This is a genomic window from Bacteroides sp. 11BF, assembly GCF_019633765.1.
In the GTDB taxonomy this organism is placed as follows: Bacteria; Bacteroidota; Bacteroidia; order Bacteroidales; family Bacteroidaceae; genus Bacteroides; species Bacteroides hominis.
Genome location: NZ_JAFKPJ010000018.1, coordinates 66,164 through 90,483, shown reverse-complemented (window position 1 = coordinate 90,483; position 24,320 = coordinate 66,164). Strand labels below are relative to the sequence as shown.

The 24,320-nt window shown below is 41.5% G+C and carries 27 protein-coding genes; 20 read left to right on the top strand and 7 right to left on the bottom strand.

Going from position 1 to position 24,320, the window contains the following annotated elements; genetic code table 11:
- The first annotated feature begins 12 nt into the window (after positions 1-12).
- From cdaA to JZY04_RS17345, 10 genes are all read left to right on the top strand, one after another.
- Positions 13-777 carry a diadenylate cyclase CdaA gene (gene cdaA, locus JZY04_RS17390; RefSeq protein WP_005779023.1) on the top strand — a complete coding sequence of 255 codons (765 nt, stop codon included), beginning with the start codon at positions 13-15 and terminating at the stop codon, positions 775-777.
- A 419-nt stretch (positions 778-1,196) separates the two neighbouring features.
- Positions 1,197-1,424, top strand: a complete 228-nt coding sequence (locus JZY04_RS17385) for a hypothetical protein (protein WP_005811873.1) — start codon at positions 1,197-1,199, stop codon at positions 1,422-1,424.
- Positions 1,421-2,491 (top strand): response regulator transcription factor, encoded by a 1,071-nt coding sequence (locus JZY04_RS17380; protein WP_122142920.1) that lies wholly within the window; start codon positions 1,421-1,423, stop codon positions 2,489-2,491. The genes JZY04_RS17385 and JZY04_RS17380 overlap by 4 nt, the downstream gene beginning before the upstream one ends.
- Before the next feature lie 65 nt (positions 2,492-2,556).
- Positions 2,557-2,784 carry an NVEALA domain-containing protein gene (locus JZY04_RS17375; RefSeq protein ID WP_005801623.1) on the top strand — a complete coding sequence of 76 codons (228 nt, stop codon included), beginning with the start codon at positions 2,557-2,559 and terminating at the stop codon, positions 2,782-2,784.
- Positions 2,784-3,671 carry a DUF1573 domain-containing protein gene (locus JZY04_RS17370; RefSeq protein WP_122142919.1) on the top strand — a complete coding sequence of 296 codons (888 nt, stop codon included), beginning with the start codon at positions 2,784-2,786 and terminating at the stop codon, positions 3,669-3,671. The genes JZY04_RS17375 and JZY04_RS17370 overlap by 1 nt, the downstream gene beginning before the upstream one ends.
- Positions 3,672-3,805: 134 nt before the next feature.
- Positions 3,806-4,084 (top strand): NVEALA domain-containing protein, encoded by a 279-nt coding sequence (locus tag JZY04_RS17365; protein ID WP_122142918.1) that lies wholly within the window; start codon positions 3,806-3,808, stop codon positions 4,082-4,084.
- A 174-nt stretch (positions 4,085-4,258) separates the two neighbouring features.
- Complete coding sequence (locus JZY04_RS17360) at positions 4,259-5,269, top strand: hypothetical protein (RefSeq protein WP_122142917.1); 1,011 nt, start codon at positions 4,259-4,261, stop codon at positions 5,267-5,269.
- A gap of 82 nt (positions 5,270-5,351) precedes the next feature.
- Complete coding sequence (locus JZY04_RS17355; RefSeq protein WP_147347883.1) at positions 5,352-5,765, top strand: hypothetical protein; 414 nt, start codon at positions 5,352-5,354, stop codon at positions 5,763-5,765.
- A 117-nt stretch (positions 5,766-5,882) separates the two neighbouring features.
- Complete coding sequence (locus tag JZY04_RS17350; protein ID WP_122142915.1) at positions 5,883-7,796, top strand: discoidin domain-containing protein; 1,914 nt, start codon at positions 5,883-5,885, stop codon at positions 7,794-7,796.
- A gap of 70 nt (positions 7,797-7,866) precedes the next feature.
- Positions 7,867-8,961, top strand: coding sequence for a BF3164 family lipoprotein (locus tag JZY04_RS17345; protein WP_182007626.1), 1,095 nt, complete (start codon positions 7,867-7,869; stop codon positions 8,959-8,961).
- An 87-nt stretch (positions 8,962-9,048) separates the two neighbouring features.
- Here JZY04_RS17345 and eis read toward each other — a convergent pair whose 3' ends face one another.
- The 4 genes from eis to JZY04_RS17325 are packed head-to-tail and all read right to left on the bottom strand — an operon-like array spanning position 9,049 to position 12,076.
- Positions 9,049-10,065 carry an enhanced intracellular survival protein Eis gene (gene eis / locus JZY04_RS17340; protein WP_122142913.1) on the bottom strand — a complete coding sequence of 339 codons (1,017 nt, stop codon included), beginning with the start codon at positions 10,063-10,065 and terminating at the stop codon, positions 9,049-9,051.
- A gap of 7 nt (positions 10,066-10,072) precedes the next feature.
- Positions 10,073-10,990, bottom strand: a complete 918-nt coding sequence (locus JZY04_RS17335) for a DUF2156 domain-containing protein (protein WP_005778998.1) — start codon at positions 10,988-10,990, stop codon at positions 10,073-10,075.
- 55 nt (positions 10,991-11,045) lie between these two features.
- Positions 11,046-11,741, bottom strand: a complete 696-nt coding sequence (locus JZY04_RS17330) for an LrgB family protein (protein WP_005778997.1) — start codon at positions 11,739-11,741, stop codon at positions 11,046-11,048.
- Entirely contained in the window at positions 11,738-12,076 is a 339-nt protein-coding gene (locus JZY04_RS17325) for a CidA/LrgA family protein (RefSeq protein WP_122142912.1), read from the bottom strand. Before JZY04_RS17325 ends, JZY04_RS17330 begins: the two co-directional genes overlap by 4 nt.
- Positions 12,077-12,284: 208 nt before the next feature.
- On the opposite strand from JZY04_RS17325, the gene JZY04_RS17320 reads away from it, so the two are divergent.
- The 8 genes from JZY04_RS17320 (at position 12,285) to JZY04_RS17285 (ending at position 20,692) form a co-directional block, all read left to right on the top strand.
- On the top strand, positions 12,285-12,968 hold the full coding sequence (locus JZY04_RS17320; RefSeq protein WP_005778995.1) for a hypothetical protein: 684 nt from the start codon (positions 12,285-12,287) through the stop codon (positions 12,966-12,968).
- Positions 12,969-12,993: 25 nt separating this feature from the next.
- Positions 12,994-13,791, top strand: a complete 798-nt coding sequence (locus JZY04_RS17315; protein WP_005778994.1) for a DUF4384 domain-containing protein — start codon at positions 12,994-12,996, stop codon at positions 13,789-13,791.
- 44 nt (positions 13,792-13,835) lie between these two features.
- Positions 13,836-15,389, top strand: a complete 1,554-nt coding sequence (locus JZY04_RS17310; RefSeq protein WP_181996446.1) for a hypothetical protein — start codon at positions 13,836-13,838, stop codon at positions 15,387-15,389.
- 133 nt (positions 15,390-15,522) lie between these two features.
- On the top strand, positions 15,523-16,542 hold the full coding sequence (pta, locus tag JZY04_RS17305; RefSeq protein WP_005810809.1) for a phosphate acetyltransferase: 1,020 nt from the start codon (positions 15,523-15,525) through the stop codon (positions 16,540-16,542).
- Between the two features lie 18 nt (positions 16,543-16,560).
- A complete protein-coding gene (locus JZY04_RS17300) occupies positions 16,561-17,757 on the top strand; it encodes an acetate kinase (protein ID WP_122142910.1) in 1,197 nt (398 codons plus the stop codon).
- A 221-nt stretch (positions 17,758-17,978) separates the two neighbouring features.
- Positions 17,979-19,379 (top strand): alkaline phosphatase, encoded by a 1,401-nt coding sequence (locus JZY04_RS17295; RefSeq protein ID WP_122142909.1) that lies wholly within the window; start codon positions 17,979-17,981, stop codon positions 19,377-19,379.
- Between the two features lie 191 nt (positions 19,380-19,570).
- On the top strand, positions 19,571-19,882 hold the full coding sequence (locus tag JZY04_RS17290; RefSeq protein ID WP_005778989.1) for a metal-sulfur cluster assembly factor: 312 nt from the start codon (positions 19,571-19,573) through the stop codon (positions 19,880-19,882).
- 45 nt (positions 19,883-19,927) lie between these two features.
- Positions 19,928-20,692 carry a UDP-2,3-diacylglucosamine diphosphatase gene (locus JZY04_RS17285; RefSeq protein ID WP_032540312.1) on the top strand — a complete coding sequence of 255 codons (765 nt, stop codon included), beginning with the start codon at positions 19,928-19,930 and terminating at the stop codon, positions 20,690-20,692.
- Between the two features lie 28 nt (positions 20,693-20,720).
- Here the strand turns inward: JZY04_RS17285 and radC are convergent, their stop codons facing one another.
- From radC to efp, 3 genes are all read right to left on the bottom strand, one after another.
- On the bottom strand, positions 20,721-21,416 hold the full coding sequence (gene radC, locus JZY04_RS17280; protein WP_122142908.1) for a DNA repair protein RadC: 696 nt from the start codon (positions 21,414-21,416) through the stop codon (positions 20,721-20,723).
- Positions 21,417-21,474: 58 nt separating this feature from the next.
- Positions 21,475-22,464, bottom strand: coding sequence for a glycosyltransferase family 2 protein (locus JZY04_RS17275; RefSeq protein ID WP_032542900.1), 990 nt, complete (start codon positions 22,462-22,464; stop codon positions 21,475-21,477).
- Positions 22,465-22,602: 138 nt separating this feature from the next.
- On the bottom strand, positions 22,603-23,169 hold the full coding sequence (gene efp / locus JZY04_RS17270) for an elongation factor P (RefSeq protein WP_005778982.1): 567 nt from the start codon (positions 23,167-23,169) through the stop codon (positions 22,603-22,605).
- A 192-nt stretch (positions 23,170-23,361) separates the two neighbouring features.
- On the opposite strand from efp, the gene rpmH reads away from it, so the two are divergent.
- A complete protein-coding gene (rpmH, locus tag JZY04_RS17265; protein WP_004292199.1) occupies positions 23,362-23,523 on the top strand; it encodes a 50S ribosomal protein L34 in 162 nt (53 codons plus the stop codon).
- 149 nt (positions 23,524-23,672) lie between these two features.
- Positions 23,673-24,314 (top strand): PASTA domain-containing protein, encoded by a 642-nt coding sequence (locus JZY04_RS17260; protein ID WP_005822974.1) that lies wholly within the window; start codon positions 23,673-23,675, stop codon positions 24,312-24,314.
- The last annotated feature ends 6 nt before the right edge of the window (positions 24,315-24,320 follow it).

Genomic DNA, 24,320 nt, shown 5'->3' with positions numbered 1-24,320 from the left:
ATATTTTAATCCGTGTTTTTTGAATTTGGCATAAAAGATTTTATTGATATCCTGTTGGTGGCTTTCCTGCTTTACTATACATACAAGCTGATGAAAGCCTCCGGATCTATCAATGTGTTTACCGGTATTCTGGTGTTTATCCTTATCTGGCTGGTTGTTTCGCAAGTGCTCGAGATGAAACTCCTCGGTTCTATTTTCGATAAGTTGGTAAGCGTGGGAGTATTGGCACTGATCGTTTTGTTTCAGGATGAGATCAGGCGTTTCCTTCTCACGCTCGGTTCGCATCAACATGCCAGTGCCTTGGTACGTTTCCTTACCGGAAATAAAAAAGAAAAACTTCAGCATGATGATATCATGCCCATCGTGATGGCCTGTATCAGTATGGGAAAGCAGAAGGTGGGGGCCTTGATCGTGATGGAACGTAATGTCCCTCTTGACGATGTCATTCGTACCGGTGAGATTATCGATGCCAATATCAACCAGCGCCTGATAGAGAACATTTTCTTTAAGAACAGTCCTTTGCATGACGGTGCAATGGTAATCAGTAAGAAGCGTATCAAAGCTGCCGGATGTATTCTTCCTGTGTCACATAATTTGGATATACCCAAAGAACTGGGACTCCGTCATCGGGCAGCAATGGGCATATCTCAAGTCTCGGATGCTTTAGCCATTATCGTTTCCGAAGAAACCGGAGCAATTTCTGTAGCATGGCGCGGACAGTTTTATCTTCGCCAGAGTGCTGAAGAACTTGAAAGTCTGCTGACAAAGGAAAGCTAAATATCACGCTCTCATACAAAAAATGCATTTCGATCTTCCATCTTCCACCTTTTAAGAATTTTGGTTCTGATAAACAGACTCTTAGCGGGTGGAAGATGCTGTTTTTAAGGGCTTTTATCTTCCACCCCTATCTTCCATCTTCCACCCTTCATTTTAGTAAAGGAAATAAGCGTAATCTATTTATATATAGCACGATGGGTGGGCTGTTCTTTCTGCTTATACCTATAAAAGCATTTTGTTTTCCTTAGTATCTTTAGCGAAAATGGTCTGAATCTTATCTGGGCCCGCATGTCTGTGCCCATGAGCCCGGGTACGTGGGCCGATAAGCCCCGGTATGCGGGCCCATGAGCCCACGTATGCGGGCCGGAGTAAAGATCGTATGAAAAATGGTAATTATCTTGTTCATAAAGGTTTATGATATGGGGGAAATCAAGTTGGTCTCTTCCTTATTTGTGCAGGGGGAAAGGTCTTTGGGAAATTGTGTGAAGAGTAATGAATCAATAGTGTATTTGCATGTGGCTCAGTTGGATAATGCCGGACTGTTATTGATAAGATTTATAGATGAAACTGGAGGTAGAAAAATTATATTTTATTTGCAATCAACTCTTTTTTTGATTTTCTTTGCAAAAGAAAATGATGAACAATGAAATTTATCTATAGTATCTTATTTGCTTTACTTTGGATAGGGGTTACAATTACTTTTGGATCCTATCTTTATCGTATGGGTCTGCCTATTGTAAATGCAAGTGCACAAAAACTCTTGTTGTGTACAATTGATGAAGACTTGGAATGTAGATTCCGAAAATTGAAACCCAATCAGGCGTACGTTACCGGAAAGAAACATACAAAGAATAAGAAAGTAACCCTTACAGATAAGAGCGGGACTCACAATGTACGTCAATTTGCCATTGATACTGTTTATACGGATACATCTTTTGTGCAGAGAGTTAAACAATCTTACCTTATAGAGCGAAACTCTATTAATGTGGATTCTCTGAATCAGAAATGGCAGTTGAAACTTCGTATGGATGGAATCTGTGCTAAGACCGGAATAAAACTAACAAATTCTCTAAAGAACGGAGAGCGGATATCGGCATCGAGTGGGCTAAATGAACCCGATTGTTTTTTATTAGCCTATAGTACAGGGGTCGGTTATGGTATAAAAATGGATGCTTTTATAAGACCTTTTTGGGCGACCGTTGTTTTAAAAGCGCATTGGAATAATATCTGGACTTGGAGCTATGTTCTTTTTTCACTGATCTTTTGTTTGTTTTATGTTCCGGGTGTTCGTCTTTTTCTTGTTCAAGTTTTATCTAAGTTCAGAATAGTAGATAATCATGTTAAGTCGTCGCAACCGCTTGTTCAACAAAAAAGTGAATTTGTTTGGGAAGTCAATGGACTTACATTTGATTATCTGGAGAGGAGTATCACTTATCGTAAACAGACTTGTATACTCCGAAAACAAGTTGCTGAGGTATTGCTGGCATTTCTTAAAGCACCCGGCCATTTGCTGTTGAATGAAGATTTGAAAAAACTATTCTGGAAAGAATTAGAGGATGTAGATTCTTGTATGGAACGCAGGAACCGACTGATTACTGATTTACGTACTGATTTAAGGAAAATAGGGGCTAATCTTGGTGTTACTTTGGTAAATGGAGGCTATCAACTCCACTTTCGTTCAGAAAATAGTAAGAAATCAGTGAAAAATCAGTGAGAAATCAGTCTTTCTCACTGGCGGTGGCCGAGATAAGCCATACCTTTGCAACAAAAACATAGAGTATGAAAAACGCAAAAATTACTATTGGACTTATCGGGCTATTGCTAATAGGTCTTGTTTCTGTGAGAAAAGAAGGAAAGGTACAAGAAGCCGGTTTGCTATTGCAAAATGTGGAAGCTTTGGCTACAGGAGAGTCGTTCCCCGATGGAGATATAGCCTGTATCGGTGACGGATCTGTGGACTGTCCGTTCACATATCTGAAAGTTGAGGTAGTATACCGTGAAGAATAATGGGACGGGCTATTAAACTTATCGGCTATTTATGCTTTCTGATGGCACTTTACTCATGTAAAGAGACCAAAGAGCAGCAAATATCCCGTTTGATCCACGAATGGGAAGGTAGAACGATTGTCTATCCCGCTGATATGACATTCAATGTTTTGGGAAAGGACAGTGCCGGTTATTCATTTCCCCAAAATGAATATACCATAATGACTTACGTGGATTCGGTGGGCTGCACCAGTTGTAAATTGCAACTTCCTACATGGAAATATTTCATTTCTATGGTCGACACAATGGCCAATGGAAAGGTATCTTTTCTCTTTGCTTTCCATCCGAAAAACAAAAATGAAATCTCTTTTCTATTGAAAAGAGATCGATTCCTTTATCCGGTTTTTATCGATGAAAAGGGAGGTTTTGATGCTTTGAATCATTTTCCTTCGGATGTGAACTTTCAAACTTTCCTTTTGGATAGTCAGAACAGGGTGATTGCGATTGGTAATCCTGTCCATAATAAAAAGGTGCGTGACCTTTATTTGCAAATTATTGCCGGACAGCAAACCGGAGTCGCTACCTCTTCTCAAACAAAAGTGGTTTTGGATAAAAACCTCGATGAAATGGGCGATTTTGATTGGAAAACTCCCCGAACCGCTACTTTTAGTTTGCGGAATCTTGGCAATCATCTTCTGATTATCGAGGACATAAATGCTTCGTGTGGCTGTACATCTGTTGCTTACAGCAAGGAGCCTGTGTCTCCGGGGAAGTCTGCCGATATTCAGGTTACTTACCGTGCAGAGCATCCCGAACATTTTGAGAAGACCATTACTGTATATTGTAATACTCCCACCTCTCCAATACGTTTGAAGATTCGGGGTAATGCGGTTGATAAAGAAAACTAATAGTTAACCTTAAAAAAATATGGAGAATGTTAGCCTATGGAAAAAGTTTGATTTAGAAGGCAATTTGATTGCTTTTCCGTGGAAATGATAAACGGAATAAATAAAATGATAATGAACTAAAGTAAGAAAATACAATGAGAAACAAGAAAAATTATGTATTTGCTGCCATTTTACTTTTTGTATCACTGGGAGCTAGTCTGTCTTATGTTATCTCTGAAAATGAAATAACGGATGTATTAACGTTGGAGAATGTTGAAGCTATCGCGGCAGGTGAAACTGATTCGGAAGGGCGTCTTCCCTGCTATTCTTCTTTTATCGGAAAAAATTCAGGTGAAAAAACGGTGAAGGATTGTGGCGATTGTATGGATGTAGATTGTGTTGATTGCTCCGATAAAGGAAAATGTAAGAAATGATGCTTGATTAGCCTTAGCTCAAAGACATGTGCTAGAAGAGTTATTGATATTAGCTTTTGCTCATATGCCTTTGAGCTGGTTCTTTAAAATTTAGATCATATTTAGACTGTTTTATGTCTTTCTTATTTGTTGATTTTATATAGGTGAAAAACTTTTGTAAATAAGTAGAGGTTAATGAAAAATATTTATCATATGATTGTAATTTTCTTATTGATAAGTTGCAATAGAATTCCACAAAAAGAAATAAACGTTGTTGATATACCTATCCAACAAGCAAGATTTTATATTAACAATATAGATTCCACTAAAATATTGAATCCTGGTGGTATATATTGTTATAAAAATCATGTAATCCTTATTGAGCGAAAAAATAATCCTGCTTTTTCATTTTGGACATCGGATAGCCTACGCTATGAATTTTCTGAGGGATTCATTGGAGGAGGTCCTAATGAGTTCATACGTCCTCGGAGCAATTATTTCGCTGTATCTGATTCTAGTTTCTTTATTCTTGATTCTAATATAGAATGGGAAGTCCAATTAGAAGAACAGCGTATACAGGTCATTAATAAGGAGCCCATAATTATTCCGGATGCCATTAATCAAATGGTTCATTTGGATAATGGTAAATATATTATGGCAGGAAATACTGATGGTAATAATAATGCAGAGCATTTTTTGTATGATATAAAAACAGGAGAATATACATTGTTTGGAGAATATCCATTTACAGATTTGTTTGATGAAAGGAAATTTTTTTTCAATTTTAAATATACTGCTGGTATAGCAGGGAAACCTTATATTTGGGATTTTTATGAGAACTATAATTTACTTCGTAAATATAGTATAGAGGGGATACTGCTACAAGAAGTTCGTTTAGTTGGTGTTGCAGAACGACACAATGATGATTCTAAATCTCACGAATTACAGAATCGCCCATATTGGCGAATTGTTCAAGCAACATCTCGGTACATTTACGCTTTATTCTATACAGGAGAAACTGATAAAACTATTTATACCGGAGGAGCTATTCCAGAGTTGCAGGTATGGGATTGGGATGGAAATTTGACAAGGCGTATATTGTTTGATAAAAAATATAATCAAATAACTGTCTCTGAGACCGGTATATTGTATGCGATTAATACAGTAGATACATTTAATAATCAAATTTATTCATATGAGATGTAAGACTGAGTGTTTTTTCTATTTTTTCTTTGTTTTGCTGTTTGCAGTTTGTTCTTGTAGTAACAAGGCAAATACAACTGACTACGTGAAAAATTTAAGGGGTCAAAAAGTTTGGTTTGAAGAAAGTGTGACAGATACGTTGAAAGAATCTAAAATATTGATATTGATGCCCGATACCGGTGATTGTACAACTTGTGCAATGCAAGTTTATGATTGGTATATATATAAATTAGATTTGGATAAGCATGAATTAAATTGCGATATTATTTATGTCTTGAATGATTCTGTTAGATTAGATAAGTCTATTGCGAATTTAATGAAACGCTATAAGTTAAATTATATTGCGAATTTATCTTCTTTTTATTCTGAGAATAAGATACTAAAAGATGTCCCCTTCACAACCTTTTTAATAGATAAGGCTAACAAAATAAAATTAGTCGGTTCTCCAATAGATAATGATAAATTGTGGAAGTTGTATAAACAGGCTTTGCAAAAATAAAGAAGTTCGATATAATTTTAGAATGATCTTAACTGCCCGTCATTGATAAAGTCCCGATCAATTGAGACTTTTCAAAGAAACAATGTTACACAATAGAAAGAAACATGCGTCTTAACTATGAAATATATACTGTTTATCCTGTTAGTTTTAACTTTGGCAGCTTGTCAATCGGAGAAAGAGAAGCAGCTGGAATATGCTTTGGAATTTGCCGGCGATAATTGCGTGGAGCTTGAAAAGGTATTAGAACATTATAGAACCGATCCGGAAAAGTTGGAGGCAGCTCGTTTTTTAATTCGTAATATGCCGGGATGGTATTCTTATGAAGGAAATGAACTTGATTCTATTCACCATTTATTAGTTGGGGTTTGTGAAGGGCGTCCTATATCTAAAAGGGAGAAGAATAAATGGAACAGAATTTCCTTTGACTCTCTCTCCAAGATATATGACGCCCAAGTGATAACAGCGGAATATTTGATAGATAATATAGACCTGGCTTTTGAAGTTTGGAGGAAATATCCTTGGAATAGAAATTTGCCGTTCGATGATTTTTGCGAACTGATATTACCTTACAGAATAGCCGATGAACCTTTATCGGATTGGCGTAAATTGTATTATGAAGATTATGGAACTCTACTCGATTCTCTTTATAAAGGGGATGATGTTATTGAAGCTTCTAAGATCATTGACGGGAAACTGAGAAAGCTGTATTACATCTACAATACTGATTTTCGGATACCTCACTTGGATGCTGTTTTTCTTTATCATAATCGGATTGGTTATTGTCGTGAAGCATGCGACCTGACAATATATGCTATGCGTGCTTGTGGAATTCCTGTTGCGACCGACTATTTTGTTTATTCACCCGATTATCAACATTATCATTGTTGGACGATGTTGCGTGACACAACAGGAACTTTTCTTCAATTCGGATTTAATGAGTTTGAAGCGTCACGTGATACCTTACGGCATGACGGAAGGAAAAAGGGGAAGGTGTATCGCTATTGTTTTGGCGTACAACCTGAGAAAATCTCCGGGATTTCGGGCAATAAACGGTTGTATCCTGTGTTTAGAAATAGATTTGTGAAAGATGTGACATCTGAATATTTTGGAAGTAATGATACGACAATACCGATACAAATACCTGGAGAGCAATACATCTACTTAGGGATATTCAGTCCCGGCGGATGGATTCCTGTAGATATGGCACTTGGTAATGCAGGTAAGGTTACTTTCCGGGATATAGAACCCGATGTGATTTATCAGACTCTTTATCAGGGAGATGGAGGAAAACTTTATCCGGCGGGATATCCGTTCATATCTAAAAGGGGAGGTGAGTTTGTTTTGCTGAAACCCAATATCGATTTGATGGAGGAAGCTATATTAAGGCGGAAAATGCCTCAGCAAAAGACAATTGCGGAATGGGCTTATCGAGCAGTTATAGGGGCAAAGATTGAAGCTGCCAGTGATTTGTCATTTATACATGCAGATCTGTTATGGCAATTTGAGGATACGCTTACCACTAATTATTGCATATTAACTCCGCCTTCAAGAAAGAAGCATAGGTATGTGCGGTATGTTGCTCCGGCAGGGAAAAGAATGGAGTTGGCGGAACTGGCACTATTTAAGGATTCACTGTGTCAGGAGAAGATTCGGTTGAGGAGGATAAACAGTATAGAACCGATTGCAAAATTAGAGTATGTTACAGATGGCAATATATTGACTTATTTTCAGGCACGTGATACATCTTCTTATCTGGCCTATGATCTGGGAGAAAGTATGCCGATTGAAAGAATTGTTTTCTCTCCGCGTAACGATGATAATTACATTTGGCCCGGGGATAATTATGAGTTATTCTATCAAGACGGAATCAATGGATGGAAGTCATTAGGCAGGAAAGTGGCGACGGAAAGAAAAATTGAATTTTTAGTTCCGCAGAATGCCTTATTGTGGTTGAGAAACTGTACCAAAGGACGGGAAGAACAGGTTTTTATCTATAAAAATGGAAGGCAAACTTTTACGTTTGATTTATAAAAGTCGGGTGTGCGATGGCATATAGGTGGATATGTTATATATTTGTGGGTCTAATCTTAATTGGTGTACTATGGAGATATTGCTATTAAAAGACATGCGACTTAAACTTACAGCCGTTTTAGGAATATTATTCTTGGTTGTTTCCTGCCAAAGACAACCGGAGGAGGTGTCTATTCCTGTTTTACCGTTAGATTTAACTTCTGCTACTTCTGTTCCTTATCAGGTGGTACGAACTGATTATTTATTCTCTTATCCGGAGTGTATGTGGATAGATGGTGATTGCTTGATTGTTCAAGATAAACGGGCTGTTACCAAACTTTTCCATCTGATAAACTTGACGGATGGGTTATTGAAAGAAGAGTTTTGTCTTTGGGGAGATGGACCGGGGGAATATTCGGATGCAACTTTGAATACTGTATGGGACCGGACAAAAGGAACTTTATCTTATTTTAGTGCCAATAAAAGGGCTCTGGTAACTTATCGTAAATATGGAGACTTTTTTAAATATAGTGATAGTCACTCTTTAAGGGGGATGGAAGGAAGCAAAGATACACATTTTAAAGAAATGATTCCTTGTGGTAAGTATTATATCGCCCTAGGGGAGCGTGGCATATTTCAACAGAGGCGTTTTGCCGTATTGGATAGTGCTTGCCAGATTATGAACCAATTGGGAAACTACCCCGCATTGTCAGATTTGCTGGTGGATCCGGAGAATGATTTGCAAAAGATGCTATTTGATCCTGCTTTGTTTAAGATATCTCCCGACTGGGGAAAAGCCGTTTTTGCAACTTATAGGGGTGCGTTAATTCAGTTCTATGATTTAAAGGGGCTGCCCGATTCAATACATCATGTGTACTCCAGGCAACTGGAGGTACCTATCAAAAAGTCGCAAATCTCAAAAGAACATGAGGGGTGGGTTTATGGCTTTGAGGATGTTTCTGTGACTGATAGTGCCGTTTATGCTATTTACAATGGAGAAACAGCAGAAGAGAATCCTTTGTTAGGGAAAAAAATTTTAGTATTTGACTGGCAAGGCAACCTTCAGAAGATATATCAGTTAGATTTAAACTTGCGTTGTTTGACAATTGATGAACGCAGACATTGTATTTATGCCGTTGGTTACACAGAAGAAGATGGCTTCTTTTTGGTGACTATAAATATGTAATAATAAAGATGTGTGCTTATTACTAACTGGATGAATTAATATTGTTAATTCTGTTGTGAGCCTCTTTTTTCCCCAGGACTGAAAGGTTTAGTTCATCATCAGACTCATATACGGTTGCATCTCGCACAGTATTTTTTCTGATAGTTCACCGATGGTCATTCGGGTGTGTGCTCCCGGTAAGCGGACCTCACTGGTCATGCACTTTCCATTGCAAAGATAATAATATCCGTTATTGGCTGACAATTGTTCATCGGTCAGTTCAATGTTCATTTCTATTTCCGGATGACTGGCTGCATAGAGCTGAAGAACTGTCCGGGCATCAATGACACGTGCCATTCCTAATGTTTCGTTGGGCAGGGAGGCTACAGGGGGAAGTTGAAGAATGATCCGGTCGGTGCCGTTCCTTAGCCCGGCCCGGCAGAGCAATTGTGCCCGGACAACTTCATTGTCAGCAAATAACTCGTTGATATACGAGGTATTATCGTGTTTATAGACAACAGCTATACCCGTTATTCGATTGTCCTTTCGGGCTACGAGAGCGGTATTTTGTGTCAAGGCAAGATCGGCAAGAACTACTTTGAAATCAGTGGACGTATGTTGTAAACAACAGGTACGTTCTGATAATTTGCCGTTCAAATATTGATAAACATCTTCTTGGTATTCTGTAACTTCCTCAATGCTGCCCGTTTCCGAATCGGCAGGTAATTCTGAAAGAGAGAAGGATTGGTGAGAGATGCGGAAAACCGGGGCATAACCTGCTTTTGCATAATAACCGAACAACCAGGGTTCAGCGGGAATAAGCGTACTAAACAGGACACCGTTGCGGAGCATACGTGCAAAACTTTGTGACAGTAGTTCGCGCATCACCCCTTTGCTTCGATAGTCGGGATGAGTGCATGCGCCGGATATGTATGAAGTAGGCACGGTTTGACCACAAAACGTCATGGGATAAGGGAGCATTTGGAGCGCAGCAATCACTTCTTCGCCACTTTGGATGGCTAAGTTGACTTCGTTGTTATAACGAAGCCGGAAGTAGAGTTCGATGAATGCTTCGCTATCATCGAAACACAATTTCCATAATGATTTTACCTGTTCTCTTATCATCAGTATGCTACCATTTTATCATTTCTACAGGTTGTTCTTTCAAACAAGCCATATATTTCTCCAGAATCGTTTCCGGGTGATATGAGAGCTTAGCTTTACGCAACCCTTCTATTCCCAAATCTTCTTCACGGTTGATGTAAATATATTGTTCGGGGATGTGGTTGGCAAATTCGTAATTGATCATGGCATAAGCTCCATCAATATTCGTATCTGCTTTTTCCACATGTACACCGAAGGTTTCTTTATTGATCGGCATGCCGAAAGTAAAAGCTACAATCTGACCATTGACATGCAGGATACCTCCCGTTAATCCTAACTCTTCGAAATGGTTGAGGGCATAGAGCAAAGCACGGCGCTCGTTTCCGGTTCCCTCCTGCTGGTCACAGTCATTGGCTTTGCACCATTTTGCTTCCAGTTCCAGACACTCCTGAATTCTGTCTTTGGTGATCGGAGTGTATTCGTAATCAGGGTATGTGTTGCGAAATTTGTTGATGTGATTCCGCTTTGACTGGAATTTTTTTCCCTTCAGTGTTGCGAGATCGCTGCGCAAATAAATGTAGTCGGCATAATCACGGTCAACCGTGAATCCAAACTGACCGGGCATGATAGCCTCAAGGTCTTCGCGCATACACGAACAGACACCCAGCATACAAAAAGGTTCGCCCTCCTGCCGGGCATCCTCAACCAGTTCGTTCAATACCTTTTCGAGGTTTCCTTCACCGACAGGCATCATATAAGCCAGTTCATCACCGGCCCAAAATTTGAAAACCAGAAAGTTATCGACTATGGCAAACTTGGTGTGATACAAGAACCGCCAGCTGCATAAGTTTGAAAAAGATAGGTCGCAGTTGCGGCGGCAACTATTCATCGTGTAAGCTGTGATGGTATCCTTATCCTGGATCGTTATATCTTTGAATGCGATCATAAAGTTTTTGTTTCCTAATTAACTGTTTATATATAACAAAGATAAAACGATTTTGTTAGAGAATGCCTAACATTCGTAAAATAGTTGGAGTCAACAATGCGGTAAATATACCGTTGAGCGTTAAGCCAAGACTTGCATAGGCTCCGTATTTGCTACTGATGTCCATAGCCGTTGAGGTGCCGACGGCATGTGCGGCCGTACCCATGGAGAGTCCTTGAGCTATAGGACTACCTACGTGCATGATTTTCATGGTCTTGAAACCTAATACAGCACCCAGCAGACCTACACATACTACTACAGCTGCTGTCAGTGACGGAATTCCCCCCAATGTTTTAGTGACTTCCATAGCAATCGGAGTGGTTACCGATTTAGGAGCAAGTGACAGAATTACTTCCTGCGAGGCTCCCATTAACTTGGCTATCAATACTACTGATATCACACCGACGATACAGCCGGCCAATTGGGACAGAATGATGGGAAGCAGCTGCTTTTTTATGGTTTCAAGTTGCAGATATAAAGGAACTCCAAGCGCTACGACTGCCGGCTTCAGCCAAAATTCAATCAGATGTCCACCCTGATTGTAAGTCTCAAAAGAGATGTTTGTTATTTTGAGGAAGATAATAATGACTGCAATAGTCAACAGGATCGGATTTAGCAACAGAATTCCTGTCTTTTTCTGTAAAAGCTTGGCAAAGAAGTAAATCCCAAAAGTGATTGCCAACAGGAAAAATTCATTTTCTAAATAGTTCATTTGAGTTTACGTGTTAATTGATGAACCCATCCGGTGATGACAAGCACCAGCAGGGTACTGACTAAGGTAGCTACCACAATCGGCCAGAATTGCGCCGCAATGATGTCGAAATACAACATCAGGGCCACTCCCGGGGGGATGAAGAAGAAACCAAGATTAGCAACCAGAAAGTCGGACATTCCTTGCACCCAATGCAATTTGATCCAACCTAATTTTAAAAAAAGGGTGAGCAGCAACATCCCGATGATGCTGGACGGGAGCTTAATCCCCGTGAGATAAACAATCAATTCACCCAAAGCCAAACAGCCAAATAAAATGGCACACTGACGTATCATACTATTACCTATTGAATTTTGAAAACGTTGCAAAGTTATGAAAAATAGAGTTAGGGTATCAACTAATATGGTACGAAGATTCTTTTTTAACAGTGGGCAACTACAAAAAAATCAAGAAAAAGTAAACGAAATGGATTACTTTATCTATTTTTGCAAAATGAAAAACGAATATACATAACGAATATTAACTACTAAAAACAGAATTGACATGAAAAAGAGTTTATTAATCAGTGTTTTTGCAACACTGGCAATGATGATTTCTTTAAATGCATTTGCACAAGAAAAAGCGACAGGTAAGGCTTATAAAGCAATTCAAAAGGACGAAAAAGTAATCAACAAAGATTTGCAGAAAAAAGCGATTAAAGAAGCCCGCAAAGAGGCGAAAGCACTGGCAAAAGAAGGCTTCAAGACTCCGGTTGGAAAATTGCCGTTGGACAAACAGCTGGAAAATTCATGGGAAAAACAGATGGAAATCGATATGAATGGCAATCCATATTGGTATATAGCAACTGCAAGAGTGATTGGTGGAAATCAGTCGGCTGCGGCTATGCAGGCAACCAATACTGCTAAGATTGACATTGCCGGACAGGTTCAGACAAAGGTGACTCAATTGATTGAATCGAAGGTTGCCAATGACGATATGGGACAGGAAGAAGCGGCCAGCCTGTCGAGTGCTGTAGCTGCCGGAAAAAGTATTATCAGCGGAACGTTGGGGCGCACTATTCCTTTGGTGGAAGTGTACAGGACATTGCCAAATAAAAATGTTGAGGTAATGGTTACCATTGGTTACAGTCTGGAGGCGGCGAACAAAGTTGCTGTCAAAGCGCTTAGCGAAGAATTGGCTAAAAAATCACCGGAACTGGCTAAAGAACTGGATAAACTTGCTCAGTGAGTTTTAATATAAAAAGGCAAACTGAATGAACGTAAACAGGCTATTAGGAATTTTAGCTGTACTTTTATTGACCGCTGCCAGCGCTCTTTATGCCCAGAAACCCGTAAAAGTGAAAGGTGTACAAGGGCGTTGGCAGGTCAGCGATGACATCACATTGAAGCAGGCGGAAGAGCGTGCTTTTATGGAAGCAAAGAAAGCTGCTTTGCAAAAGGCGGGCGTGATGGAGAATGTGTGGTCTGTTTTTGGGCAGATTACCCAGGAAGACGGACAGGAGCTCCACGAAGCTTATTCGCAAATGAATGTGCTTGCTATCGGAGGAATGGTGAATATTACTAATAAAAAGGTAGAAGAGGTTTGGGACACAGATACACGCAGCTTGTATAAGGTAGTAACCATCGATGCCGAAGTGCAGAAAGAGGATAAACCGGACAGTTCGTATGCTCTCGAAGTGAAAGGGGTGGAGACACTCTATCGTGAGGGGGATGTGTTTCACTGTAAGTTGACTGTACATGGTACGGATTCATACTTGAAGTTTTTCTGGTTCGACAGTAATGGGGGAGCTTTGCTTTATCCTAATAGTTACGAACCCAATACGTTGTTGAAAGCCGGCAAAGAATATTCGATTCCTTTCAGTAATGCTGTGGACTATCGTATGGAGAAACAGCATAACAAGGAGAGCGAGAAGATAAATATGATGATGGTGGCAACTAAAGAGGATATTCCGTTTACTAAAGAGGTCACTTATCAGAATGTATTAGAGTGGGTGTACTCTATTCCGGCAGTTCAGCGTTGTGCTTTTTATGATATGGTACTTATAAAATAGTGGTTCCCGAACTACTGACCGTTAATCATTAATCACTTATTATGATGAAAACGAAATATTACTTTTCTTTCGTTTTTGCGTCACTCTTTCTGGTTCCATCCGTTGCTATGGCACAGGATGTGAACTATCAGAAGGAGTTTGATAATTTCCAAAAGAAACAGCAGAAAGAATATAAAGACTTTAAAAATAAAGCAGACGAAGAGTTTGCCACATTTCTGAAGGAAGCGTGGCAAAAGTATAATGCCTCTGTGGGGGATTCAATGCCGACACGACCGGAACCGGTGAAACCGACACTTTTCGATAAAAAGAAACCTGTCCCTGCTCCGGTAGAGATTAAGCCGGCGGCTCCCAAAATACCTGTGTCCGATAGACCGGGAGTAGGGGATAAAGTAAATGTGGAAGTTAAAAAACCGGATCTGCCTGCGGTAGCAGATAAGCCGGCACCCGGTGTCTATGTACCGGGTAAACCTTATACTCCTGTGAAAGTTGATATCCCGGTTCCGCTGCCCGGAAGTTCGGCCCGTCGCAATGTGATTGAGTTCTATGGTACTCAGTTTGAGGTGGCTACGGATATTATTGAAGACTTTGTACTGGGGGGGACAAGCGAGAGTAAAGTTGCGGCTGCTTGGAGCCGGTTGTGTAAAGCCGATCACGAGCAATTGATTAACGATTGCGTCCGTTTGAAGAATGAGCACCGGATGAACGACTGGGCATTCTTGCTGTTCATTAAACAGTTAGGGGTACAAATGTGTGGTGCTGTCCGGAAAGATGATGTTGCTTTTTTACAGATGTTTATTCTCAATAAATGTGGATATAAGGTGCGTCTGTCTAAAATAAACGATAAGCTGAAGTTGTTGGTGGCTCCGGCAGGAACTATATTCGGTGTTCCGTATATTACTTTCAAGGGCGTCAAGTACTATGTGTTTGAAGCAGATAAGGGCGGTTCGATGGCTGTTTATACCTACAGTCAGGATTTTGCCAATGCCAAGAATCTGGTGTGTATGGATTTGAACGCTGTGCCACAGTTCGGTATGCAAGAGTTGGGTAAAACAGTGTCTCCTTCGGAAAAATCTCTTCTTCAAATCAATGCGGTTGTCAATAAGAACCTGATGGACTTTTATAAAGATTATCCGCAATGTGAGGTTGCTGTCTACTATAAAACACCCATGAGCAAAGAGTTGAAGAGTGCCCTTTACCCGTCTTTGCAGACAGCTATAAAGGGAAAATCAGAGAAGGATGCTGCGAACATTCTGATTGATTTTGTACAGAATTCATTTCAATATCAGACAGATGGTGAACAATTTGGCTATGAAAAGCCTTTCTTCATGGACGAGAACTTTTATTATCCGGCTTGTGACTGTGAGGACCGTGCCATCTTGTTCTCCAATCTGGTGAAAGACTTGATGGGATTGGACGCTGTGTTGCTCGACTATCCGAACCATATCGCTTCGGCTGTCCGGTTCAACGAAGAAATCTCGGGTGACTACATCTTGCTGGATGGTAAAAAATATCTTATATGTGATCCTACTTATATCGGTGCACCGATAGGAATGTGTATGGATCGTTTCAAGAGTGTAGCTCCGGAAATAATCCGTTAGTGTTAAATATTATAATAATTGCAGGTTCGGGGTAAAAAATACCCCGAATTGCAATGTTGATATTGCAATATTGTGTACTTTTGCGGCGTGAAATAACACACCCTACTGAATTTATATACAATATTAAATATCTATGCTTAATTTAATTAACTCTATCGTTGCGCGTGCGCAAGCTAATCGCCAGCGCATTGTCCTTCCCGAAGGTACAGAAGAACGTACCTTGAAAGCTGCCAATCAGATTTTGACAGATGAAGTTGCAGATTTGATTCTTTTGGGTAATCCGGAAGAAATTAATGCTGCCGCTGCCAAATGGGGACTCGGAAATATCAACAGGGCCACTATTATTGATCCTGAGAATCATCCGAAGAAAGAAGAATATGCGCAATTGTTGTGCGAACTCCGTAAGAAAAAAGGTATGACTATCGAAGAAGCCCGTAAATTGGTACTCGATCCGTTGTATCTGGGCTGTCTGATCATTAAAAGCGGTGATGCTGACGGACAATTGGCGGGTGCCCGTAATACTACGGGAGATGTGCTTCGTCCGGCTCTCCAGATTATAAAGACATCTCCGGGAATTACATGTGTGTCGGGTGCTATGCTGCTGTTGACACATGCACCGGAATGCGGTCAGAATGGTCTGCTGGTGATGGGGGATGTTGCTGTAACTCCGGTTCCGGACGCTTCACAACTGGCACAGATTGCCGTTTGTACAGCGCGTACTGCTCAGGCGGTAGCAGGAATAGCTGATCCGAAAGTAGCAATGCTTAGTTTCTCTACTAAAGGTTCGGCAAAGCATGAAAATGTGGACAAGGTGGTAGAGGCATTGAAATTAGCTAAAGAGATGGCACCCGATTTGAATATCGATGGTGAAATGCAGGCGGATGCCGCTCTGGTTCCTTCGGTAGGTGCGAGCAAGGCTCCCGGTTCTCCGGTTGCCGGTGAGGCAAATGTGCTGATTGTGCCGAGTCTGGAAGTTGGTAATATTTCTTATAAACTGGTTCAGCGTTTGGGACATGCCGATGCTGTAGGCCCGATTCTTCAGGGTATTGCCCGCCCGGTAAACGATCTTTCACGCGGATGTTCTATTGAAGACGTATACAGAATGATTGCAATCACAGCCAATCAGGCGATTGCTGCAAAGAATGGTAAATAATTAAATCGAAAATCAGATATGAAAGTTTTAGTGTTGAACTGTGGTAGTTCATCTATCAAATACAAGCTGTTCGATATGAACAGCAAAGAAGTGATTGCCCAGGGAGGAATCGAAAAAATCGGTTTGAAAGATTCATTCCTGAAACTGACTTTGCCCAACGGTGAGAAGAAAATCCTTGAGAAGGATATTCCGGAACATACTGTAGGTGTAGAGTTCATCCTGAATACCTTGGTAAGCCCGGAATATGGCGCTATCAAATCACTTGAAGAGATCAATGCCGTAGGTCATCGTATGGTACACGGGGGTGAACGCTTCAGTAAATCAGTATTACTGACTAAAGAAGTGCTTGAAGCTTTCGCTGCCTGCAACGATCTGGCTCCCCTCCACAATCCTGCTAACCTGAAAGGAGTTGATGCCATTACGGCTATTCTGCCGAATGTTCCGCAAATCGGTGTATTCGACACTGCATTCCACCAAACCATGCCGGAATATGCATACCTGTATGCTATTCCTTATGAATTGTACAAAAAGTACGGTGTACGTCGTTATGGTTTCCACGGAACTTCCCATCGTTACGTTTCACAGCGCGTGTGCGAATATCTGGGGATTAAACCGGAAGGACTGAAACTGATTACTTGCCATATCGGAAATGGTGGTTCGATCGCCGCTATCAAAGATGGCAAATGTATCGATACCTCTATGGGATTGACACCGTTGGAAGGTTTGATGATGGGTACCCGTTCTGGTGATATCGATGCCGGAGCTGTAACATTCCTTATGGATAAGGAAGGCTTGACAACTACAGGCATTTCTAACCTGTTGAATAAGAAAAGCGGTGTGGCTGGTATGATGAACGGTTCAAGTGATATGCGTGACTTGGAGGCTGCCGTTGCAAAAGGTGATCCTCAGGCTATCTTGACAGAACAGATGTATTTCTACCGCATTAAGAAATATATTGGTGCATATGCTGCTGCTTTAGGAGGCGTAGACGTTATCCTGTTCACAGGTGGTGTCGGTGAAAATCAGGCAACTTGCCGTGCCGGTGTTTGTGAAGGACTGGAATTTCTGGGCGTGAAACTCGACGCTGAAAAGAATAAGGTTCGTGGCGAAGAGGCCATTATCTCAGCTGATGACTCAAGAGTGAAGGTAGTGGTGATCCCTACGGACGAAGAATTGCTGATTGCGTCTGATACAATGGCTATCCTGGATAAATAAAGGTTGATAAGTAATATAGAGAAAAGGCCGGAGGCGGAGATTTATTCTCTGTACTCCGGCTTTTTATATAGTTTGGTTGTGGAGGGAGGCAATCCGTTTTGAGCACTAAGCAGCCGGGGACGAGCTATTTAACAGAATATTCATATCCCTTTCTCCTTTTCTTCATTTTAAAAGTTTTATCTTTGCTATCACTAACTCAAATAAACTTAAATGATACAAGAATGAAACGACTTTTTTATTTCTTTCTTTTTGTCTGTGTGGCAGTTATTGCGAATGCTCAGGCAAAATATGTTTTCTATTTCATTGGTGATGGAATGGGTGTGAACCAAGTAAATGGTACGGAGATGTACCGTGCCGAAATCCAGAAAGGACGCATTGGTGTGGAGCCTTTGCTTTTCACCCAGTTTCCCGTCGGAACGATGGCTACTACTTTTTCTGCTACCAACTCCGTGACTGATTCTTCTGCTGCCGGGACAGCCCTTTCAACCGGTGAAAAGACCTATAATGGTGCTATTGGCATGGATGATCAGAAGAATCCCTTACAGACTGTTGCCGAGAAAGCTAAGAAAGCCGGCAAGAAGGTTGGGGTTACTACCAGTGTAAGCGTCGATCATGCTACTCCTGCTGCTTTCTATGCACACCAGCCGGATCGTAATATGTATTATGAAATAGCTACCGATCTTCCTAAAGCCGGTTTTGACTTTTATGCCGGTGCCGGTTTCCTGAAACCGACTACTACTTACGACAAAAAAGAAGCTCCGAGCGTTTTCCCGATGTTCGAAGAAGCCGGTTACACCATTGCCCGTGGATATAACGATTATAAGGCTAAAGCTGCCACAGCCGGTAAGATGATTTTGATTCAGGAGGAAGGTGCCGATGCGGGTTCTTTGCCTTATGCTATCGACAGTAAAGAAGGTGACTTAACCCTCACACAGATAACGGAAAGCGCGATTGATTTTCTGACCAAAGGAAAAAATAAAGGTTTCTTCCTGATGGTAGAAGGTGGTAAGATAGACTGGGCATGCCATGGAAATGATGCTGCTACAGTGTTCCACGAAGTAGCCGATATGGATAATGCGATCAAAGTTGCTTATGAATTTTACAAAAAACATCCGAAAGAAACCCTGATTGTAGTAACTGCCGATCATGAGACAGGTGGTATAGCATTGGGAACCGGAAGATACGCTCTGAATCTTAAAGCACTTGAAAACCAGAAGGCATCTGCTGAAGAATTGTCTAAGAAGATCAGTGATTTGCGCAAAGCTAAGAACAACCATGTGGCTTGGGAAGACGTTAAAAATCTGTTGTCCGAACAGATGGGCTTCTGGTCTGTACTTCCTATCTCGTGGGAGCAGGAAAAGAAACTGCGTGACGAATATGAAAAGTCATTCGTGAAAAATAAAGTAGAATTTGCCGAGAGTATGTATGCCAAGACCGAACCGATGGCAGCCAAAGCCAAAGAGGTGATGGATCAGATCGCTATGGTAGGCTGGACCAGCGGTGGGCATTCTGCAGGATATGTGCCGGTGTTTGCTATCGGTGCCGGTTCTGATCTGTTCATCGGTAAAATGGATAATACAGAGATTCCGAGACGTATTGCAAAAGCGGGCGGATATAAGTAACCGGCAGGTAAGTTCACCATAGAGCACGCAGAGTATACAGAGGATTTGTTGATATACGTATTAATAAACTCTGTGTACTCTGTGTGTTTTGTAATGAACTTGCCTCGTTGACGTTAATTTATCCTCAATATTCTCTATCTTTCAAAGAATTTCTTTAGCTTTGTCTTGTAAACTTTCAAAGAAATATAGAAATGACTAAGTTTGAAATAGAAGAAAAGATAGTAGATATGCTCAAAACCGTATTCGATCCCGAGATACCGGTAAACGTATACGATCTGGGACTGATCTACAAGATAGACGTCGCCGAAGAGGGAGAGGTTTCTATCGATATGACCCTGACTGCTCCTAATTGTCCTGCGGCAGATTTCATTATGGAAGATGTACGGCAGAAAGTAGAGTCAATTGAAGGAGTGAATTCTGCCACTATCAATCTGGTTTTTGAGCCGGAGTGGGACAAAGATATGATGAGTGAAGAGGCTAAACTGGAACTGGGCTTTTTATAATCGTTACTGTTTTACCTCTATTCTTAAACGATCCATTCTTACAGTATGAAGAACGTATATTTCCTTTCTGATGCCCACTTGGGTTCACGTGCCATAGAGCACGGACGTACACAGGAGCGGCGCCTGGTCAATTTTCTCGACAGCATAAAACATAAAGCTGCCGCGGTATATCTGCTGGGTGACATGTTTGACTTTTGGTATGAGTTCCGTTTGGTGGTGCCCAAAGGTTATACCCGTTTTTTAGGAAAACTCTCTGAACTGACTGATATGGGAGTAGAGGTGCATTTCTTTACGGGCAACCATGATCTTTGGTGTGGCGATTACCTGACCAGGGAGTGTGGGGTGACGATTCACCGTGAGCCGGTGACTACGGAAATCTATGGGAAAGAGTTCTATTTGGCGCATGGTGACGGACTGGGCGATCCGGACAAAAAGTTTAAGTTACTGCGCACGATGTTCCATAGTCGTACGTTGCAGACTTTATTTTCCGCCATTCATCCCCGTTGGAGTATGGATTTAGGACTGAATTGGGCCAAACATAGCCGATTGAAACGTGAAGGGGGGAAAGAGCCTGATTATATGGGTGAAGACAAGGAGTTCTTGGTGCTTTACACAAAGGAGTATCTGAAAAATCATCCCAATATAAACTTCTTCATCTACGGTCACCGTCACATTGAACTTGACTTGATGTTGAGTGCTACCGCACGTATACTTATTCTGGGCGACTGGATCAATTATTTCTCCTATGCGGTGTTTGATGGTGAGAACCTGTTTCTTGAGAATTACATCGAGGGAGAAACACAACTTTAATTTTCCGGAGTCAGTTGCCGGAGACGAATCAGATAAGCCCTTCGTCAGCAAAACTATAAAAACAACCGTCGCAGACAATGATATGATCCGTCAGGGTAATATTCATTGTTTGCGACGCTTTTTGTATAGCTGCCGTCAGGCGTTTGTCTTCCTGGCTTGGTTTTGCATTGCCCGACGGATGATTGTGAATCAGAGCTATCTGTGTGGCACGTCCTATCAGGGCTTCCCGCAAGATGGTACGTACATCGGCGTATGTTCCGTCAATCCCCCCAGTACTGATACGTAATTTGCTGATTACTTTGCATGCCTGATTCAAAAGTAGGATCCAGAACTCCTCTTGTGGCAGGTCGCACATTAATGGGTGGAACAGCCTGTAAATGTCCTCTGAGCATCTGACTTGTTCACGCTCTTTGCTTTCCTGTAGTTTGCGCCTTTTCCCCAGTTCAAGAGCTGCCATGATAGTAAGACTTTTGGCGGGTCCCATGCCCTTGAACGAGGAAAAGTCCCGTACTTCCCATTTTCCCAGTTCATTCAGGTTATTGTCGCAAGAGGCAAGTACCCTTCTCGTCAGTTCAACGGCACTCTCTTCCGTATTGCCCGAACCTATCAAGATGCCCAATAGCTCGGCGTCGCTCAATGCTTCGGCACCTTTTGCCATCATTTTTTCGCGTGGCCTATCGGCTTTGGACCACTGGTTGATGTTTAGTTTTTGTTTGTTTTTCATAAGTCGGATAGAGAGTTTTTGTATTCTTTTTATATCAACAACTGAAAGACAGCCTTTTTTATTTATAGAAGTTCTTGCGGAAAGCCTCAAACTCGTTTCTTCCCAATACACAGCGTTCCCACCAGGCACGCCAGAATCCCGTTCCGTATCCGATAAGTTGGATGAAAGAGGCAGCGATGGAATAGATGCCGATGCGTAAACTTTTGTTTTGCAGCGCAGAATCCAGACAGACCAGCAATGTATAAAGCAGAATCGGGACAAGACTGAACAGGCAGAAGGGAGTACATAATAGCAGAAGTGTAACTCCTAATGTGAATGCAGCCGGTAGCAGGTGGACGACTTTCAACGATTCGGGATATTTTTTATAGAGGTTGATACGCGCAATGCCGGAGTTGTGTACCTGCTTGAAGAACTTCTTAAAATCTGTGCGCCGTTTGTGGTATACCCAGGCACCGGGAAAGAGACGGCATCGGTATCCTCCTTTGAAAATGCGAATGCTGAAATCGATGTCTTCGCCGAAGCGCATATTAGAGAAACCTCCCAATGCCTGATAGACTTCACGGCGGACACCCATATTGAAACTTCGCGGATAGAACTTATCCATTTTCTTTTTACCCCCGCGTATGCCTCCGGTAGTGAAGAAAGAAGTCATCGAATAATTGATAGCTTTCTGTATATCAGTGAAAGAACTATGTGCCCGGTCCGGTCCGCCAAAGGCATCGGCCGGGGTGGCAGAAAGTTCCTGTTCCACTGCATCGAAGTATCCTTCGGGAAGGATACAGTCCGAATCTAATATGATAAGGTAGTCCCCTCCGCTGCGTTCGGCCCCGTAATTACGGGTCTGTCCCGGGCCGGAGTTTGGTTTGGCGTAATAATGTATGTCCAGTTTCCCTTGATATTTATTTACTATCGCTTCGCAAGGGACAGATGATCCGTCTTCTACCACTATGACTTCGAAATCCTTGAAATGTTGGGTAGTGAGGCTTTGCAATAATTCGTCCACTTCATCGGGACGATTGTAAACGGGGATAATAACGGAGTATCGCATAGGTTTAATGATAATCGGTTGTTGACTTGCAAATATATGCCATTATTTTTCGATAACCGTCATGGATGGTAATAAAAAAATGCGGCCCCTATTCCCGTAAGGGATAGAGGCCACATTTTTTTTCGGCAGTTAACCTGTTTATGCTTTTACACGACCTACATAAGAGCCGTCACGAGTATCGATTTCGATTGTTTCGCCTTCGTTGATAAATAGCGGAACACGAACGGTTGCACCTGATTCTACAGTAGCCGGTTTCAATGTGTTAGTAGCTGTATCCCCTTTCATGCCCGGTTCTGTATAAGTAACCTTCATCTGAACTTTGATAGGCATATCAGCGTAAAGTACGGTTTCAGTAGAAGCATCAGATACTACTTCCAGAACGGCACCTTCCAACAGGAAGTCTACACCGTTGATCAAGTCGTGGGCAATCGGGTGTTGGTCGAAAGTTTCCTGATTCATAAAGATATAGTCTTCACCTTCTTTATATAAGAACTGGTAGGGACGACGTTCTACACGTACATCTTCCAACTTTTCACCGATGTTGAAGCGACGTTCGAGAACGTAGCCGCTTACCACATCTTTCAGTTTAGTACGCATGAAAGTGTTACCTTTTCCAGGTTTAACGTGGAGGAATTCGATACAGAAATACAGTTTGCCATCCATGCGGATACAAGTTCCGTTCTTGATGTCTTGAGCATTAATCATACTTGATATTCTTTATTTTATAGATTGTTATTGAGTTATCTTCGAACCTTTTCGAGTGCAAAAGTAATCTAAATCGGCAAAAAACACAAAATGTTTTGACTAAAAATGACTTAACTCTTGGTTTATTTAAAAAAAGTGCCTATTTTTGCAGCCCGAATCCGTAGAAATAATAACATAAAACAAGATACAGTAATGAAAAGAACATTTCAACCCTCTAACAGAAAGAGAAAAAACAAACACGGTTTCCGTGAGAGAATGGCTACAGCTAACGGTCGTAGAGTATTGGCTGCGCGTCGCGCTAAAGGTCGTAAGAAACTGACTGTTTCTGACGAATACAACGGAGTGAAGGCATAAGTATTAGCCATAGCAAACGAATAAGAAGAAGTGAAGGAGGATTCCTTTGCTTCTTTTTGTTTTAATAAGCTTTTATCAAAAACTCAGTGAAACTCTGTGATACTGTGTAGCGAAAATAGTATCTTTGTCCGGATTAACAGCTTATAATTATGACGATAAAAGAATTTTTTTCTTTCAAAGCCAATAGATTCTTCTGGGTAAACATCATAGCCATGGTTGTGGTGGCTGTGCTCATTGTGTTCGGCGCACTTAAAGGATTGGATATATACACACGCCATGGCCAAGCTGTAGTGGTGCCCGACGTAAAAGGGATGTCTGTAAGCGAGGCTGAAAAGATGTTCCGGGATCAGGGACTGACTTATGTTGTGTCCGATTCCAATTATGTAAAGAACAAACCGTCCGGCATCATTCTTGATCTTAATCCGTCGGTCGGGCAGAAAGTGAAAGAAGGACGAACGATCTACCTCACAATAAATACACTCAGTACTCCTTTGTGCGTAGTGCCCGATGTGGCCGATAACAGCTCCGTGCGTCAGGCACAGGCAAAGTTAATGGCTGCCGGCTTTAAGCTGACCGAGAACCGGATGGTGAGCGGAGAGAAGGACTGGGTATATGGTGTCATTTATCAGGGACGCCAGTTGCAGATTGGAGATAAAGCTCCTATCGGCGCTACTTTGACTCTGATGGTGGGTGACGGGGTGCAATCTGCCGGAGCCGATTCGGTCGATATGGTAGAAGATGCTGCCATTTCTGCTGATGATTCCGGTACTGAAGACGATTCCTGGTTTTAATGTAAG

Bases quoted from the DNA above. Each gene is read 5' to 3' on its own strand.
- JZY04_RS17310 (WP_181996446.1), top strand. From the start codon at position 13,836: ATGAAAACGAAATATTACTTTTCTTTCGTTTTTGCGTCACTCTTTCTG.
- efp (WP_005778982.1), bottom strand. From the start codon at position 23,169: ATGATTAATGCTCAAGACATCAAGAACGGAACTTGTATCCGCATGGAT.
- pta (WP_005810809.1), top strand. From the start codon at position 15,523: ATGCTTAATTTAATTAACTCTATCGTTGCGCGTGCGCAAGCTAATCGC.
- eis (WP_122142913.1), bottom strand. From the start codon at position 10,065: ATGATAAGAGAACAGGTAAAATCATTATGGAAATTGTGTTTCGATGAT.
- JZY04_RS17360 (WP_122142917.1), top strand. From the start codon at position 4,259: ATGAAAAATATTTATCATATGATTGTAATTTTCTTATTGATAAGTTGC.
- JZY04_RS17290 (WP_005778989.1), top strand. From the start codon at position 19,571: ATGACTAAGTTTGAAATAGAAGAAAAGATAGTAGATATGCTCAAAACC.
- JZY04_RS17320 (WP_005778995.1), top strand. From the start codon at position 12,285: ATGAAAAAGAGTTTATTAATCAGTGTTTTTGCAACACTGGCAATGATG.
- JZY04_RS17260 (WP_005822974.1), top strand. From the start codon at position 23,673: ATGACGATAAAAGAATTTTTTTCTTTCAAAGCCAATAGATTCTTCTGG.
- JZY04_RS17330 (WP_005778997.1), bottom strand. From the start codon at position 11,741: ATGAACTATTTAGAAAATGAATTTTTCCTGTTGGCAATCACTTTTGGG.
- JZY04_RS17335 (WP_005778998.1), bottom strand. From the start codon at position 10,990: ATGATCGCATTCAAAGATATAACGATCCAGGATAAGGATACCATCACA.
- JZY04_RS17275 (WP_032542900.1), bottom strand. From the start codon at position 22,464: ATGCGATACTCCGTTATTATCCCCGTTTACAATCGTCCCGATGAAGTG.
- JZY04_RS17300 (WP_122142910.1), top strand. From the start codon at position 16,561: ATGAAAGTTTTAGTGTTGAACTGTGGTAGTTCATCTATCAAATACAAG.
- rpmH (WP_004292199.1), top strand. From the start codon at position 23,362: ATGAAAAGAACATTTCAACCCTCTAACAGAAAGAGAAAAAACAAACAC.
- JZY04_RS17315 (WP_005778994.1), top strand. From the start codon at position 12,994: ATGAACGTAAACAGGCTATTAGGAATTTTAGCTGTACTTTTATTGACC.
- JZY04_RS17385 (WP_005811873.1), top strand. From the start codon at position 1,197: ATGGGGGAAATCAAGTTGGTCTCTTCCTTATTTGTGCAGGGGGAAAGG.
- JZY04_RS17295 (WP_122142909.1), top strand. From the start codon at position 17,979: ATGAAACGACTTTTTTATTTCTTTCTTTTTGTCTGTGTGGCAGTTATT.
- JZY04_RS17285 (WP_032540312.1), top strand. From the start codon at position 19,928: ATGAAGAACGTATATTTCCTTTCTGATGCCCACTTGGGTTCACGTGCC.
- JZY04_RS17365 (WP_122142918.1), top strand. From the start codon at position 3,806: ATGAGAAACAAGAAAAATTATGTATTTGCTGCCATTTTACTTTTTGTA.
- JZY04_RS17375 (WP_005801623.1), top strand. From the start codon at position 2,557: ATGAAAAACGCAAAAATTACTATTGGACTTATCGGGCTATTGCTAATA.
- JZY04_RS17380 (WP_122142920.1), top strand. From the start codon at position 1,421: ATGAAATTTATCTATAGTATCTTATTTGCTTTACTTTGGATAGGGGTT.
- JZY04_RS17370 (WP_122142919.1), top strand. From the start codon at position 2,784: ATGGGACGGGCTATTAAACTTATCGGCTATTTATGCTTTCTGATGGCA.
- JZY04_RS17345 (WP_182007626.1), top strand. From the start codon at position 7,867: ATGGAGATATTGCTATTAAAAGACATGCGACTTAAACTTACAGCCGTT.
- JZY04_RS17350 (WP_122142915.1), top strand. From the start codon at position 5,883: ATGAAATATATACTGTTTATCCTGTTAGTTTTAACTTTGGCAGCTTGT.
- radC (WP_122142908.1), bottom strand. From the start codon at position 21,416: ATGAAAAACAAACAAAAACTAAACATCAACCAGTGGTCCAAAGCCGAT.
- JZY04_RS17325 (WP_122142912.1), bottom strand. From the start codon at position 12,076: ATGATACGTCAGTGTGCCATTTTATTTGGCTGTTTGGCTTTGGGTGAA.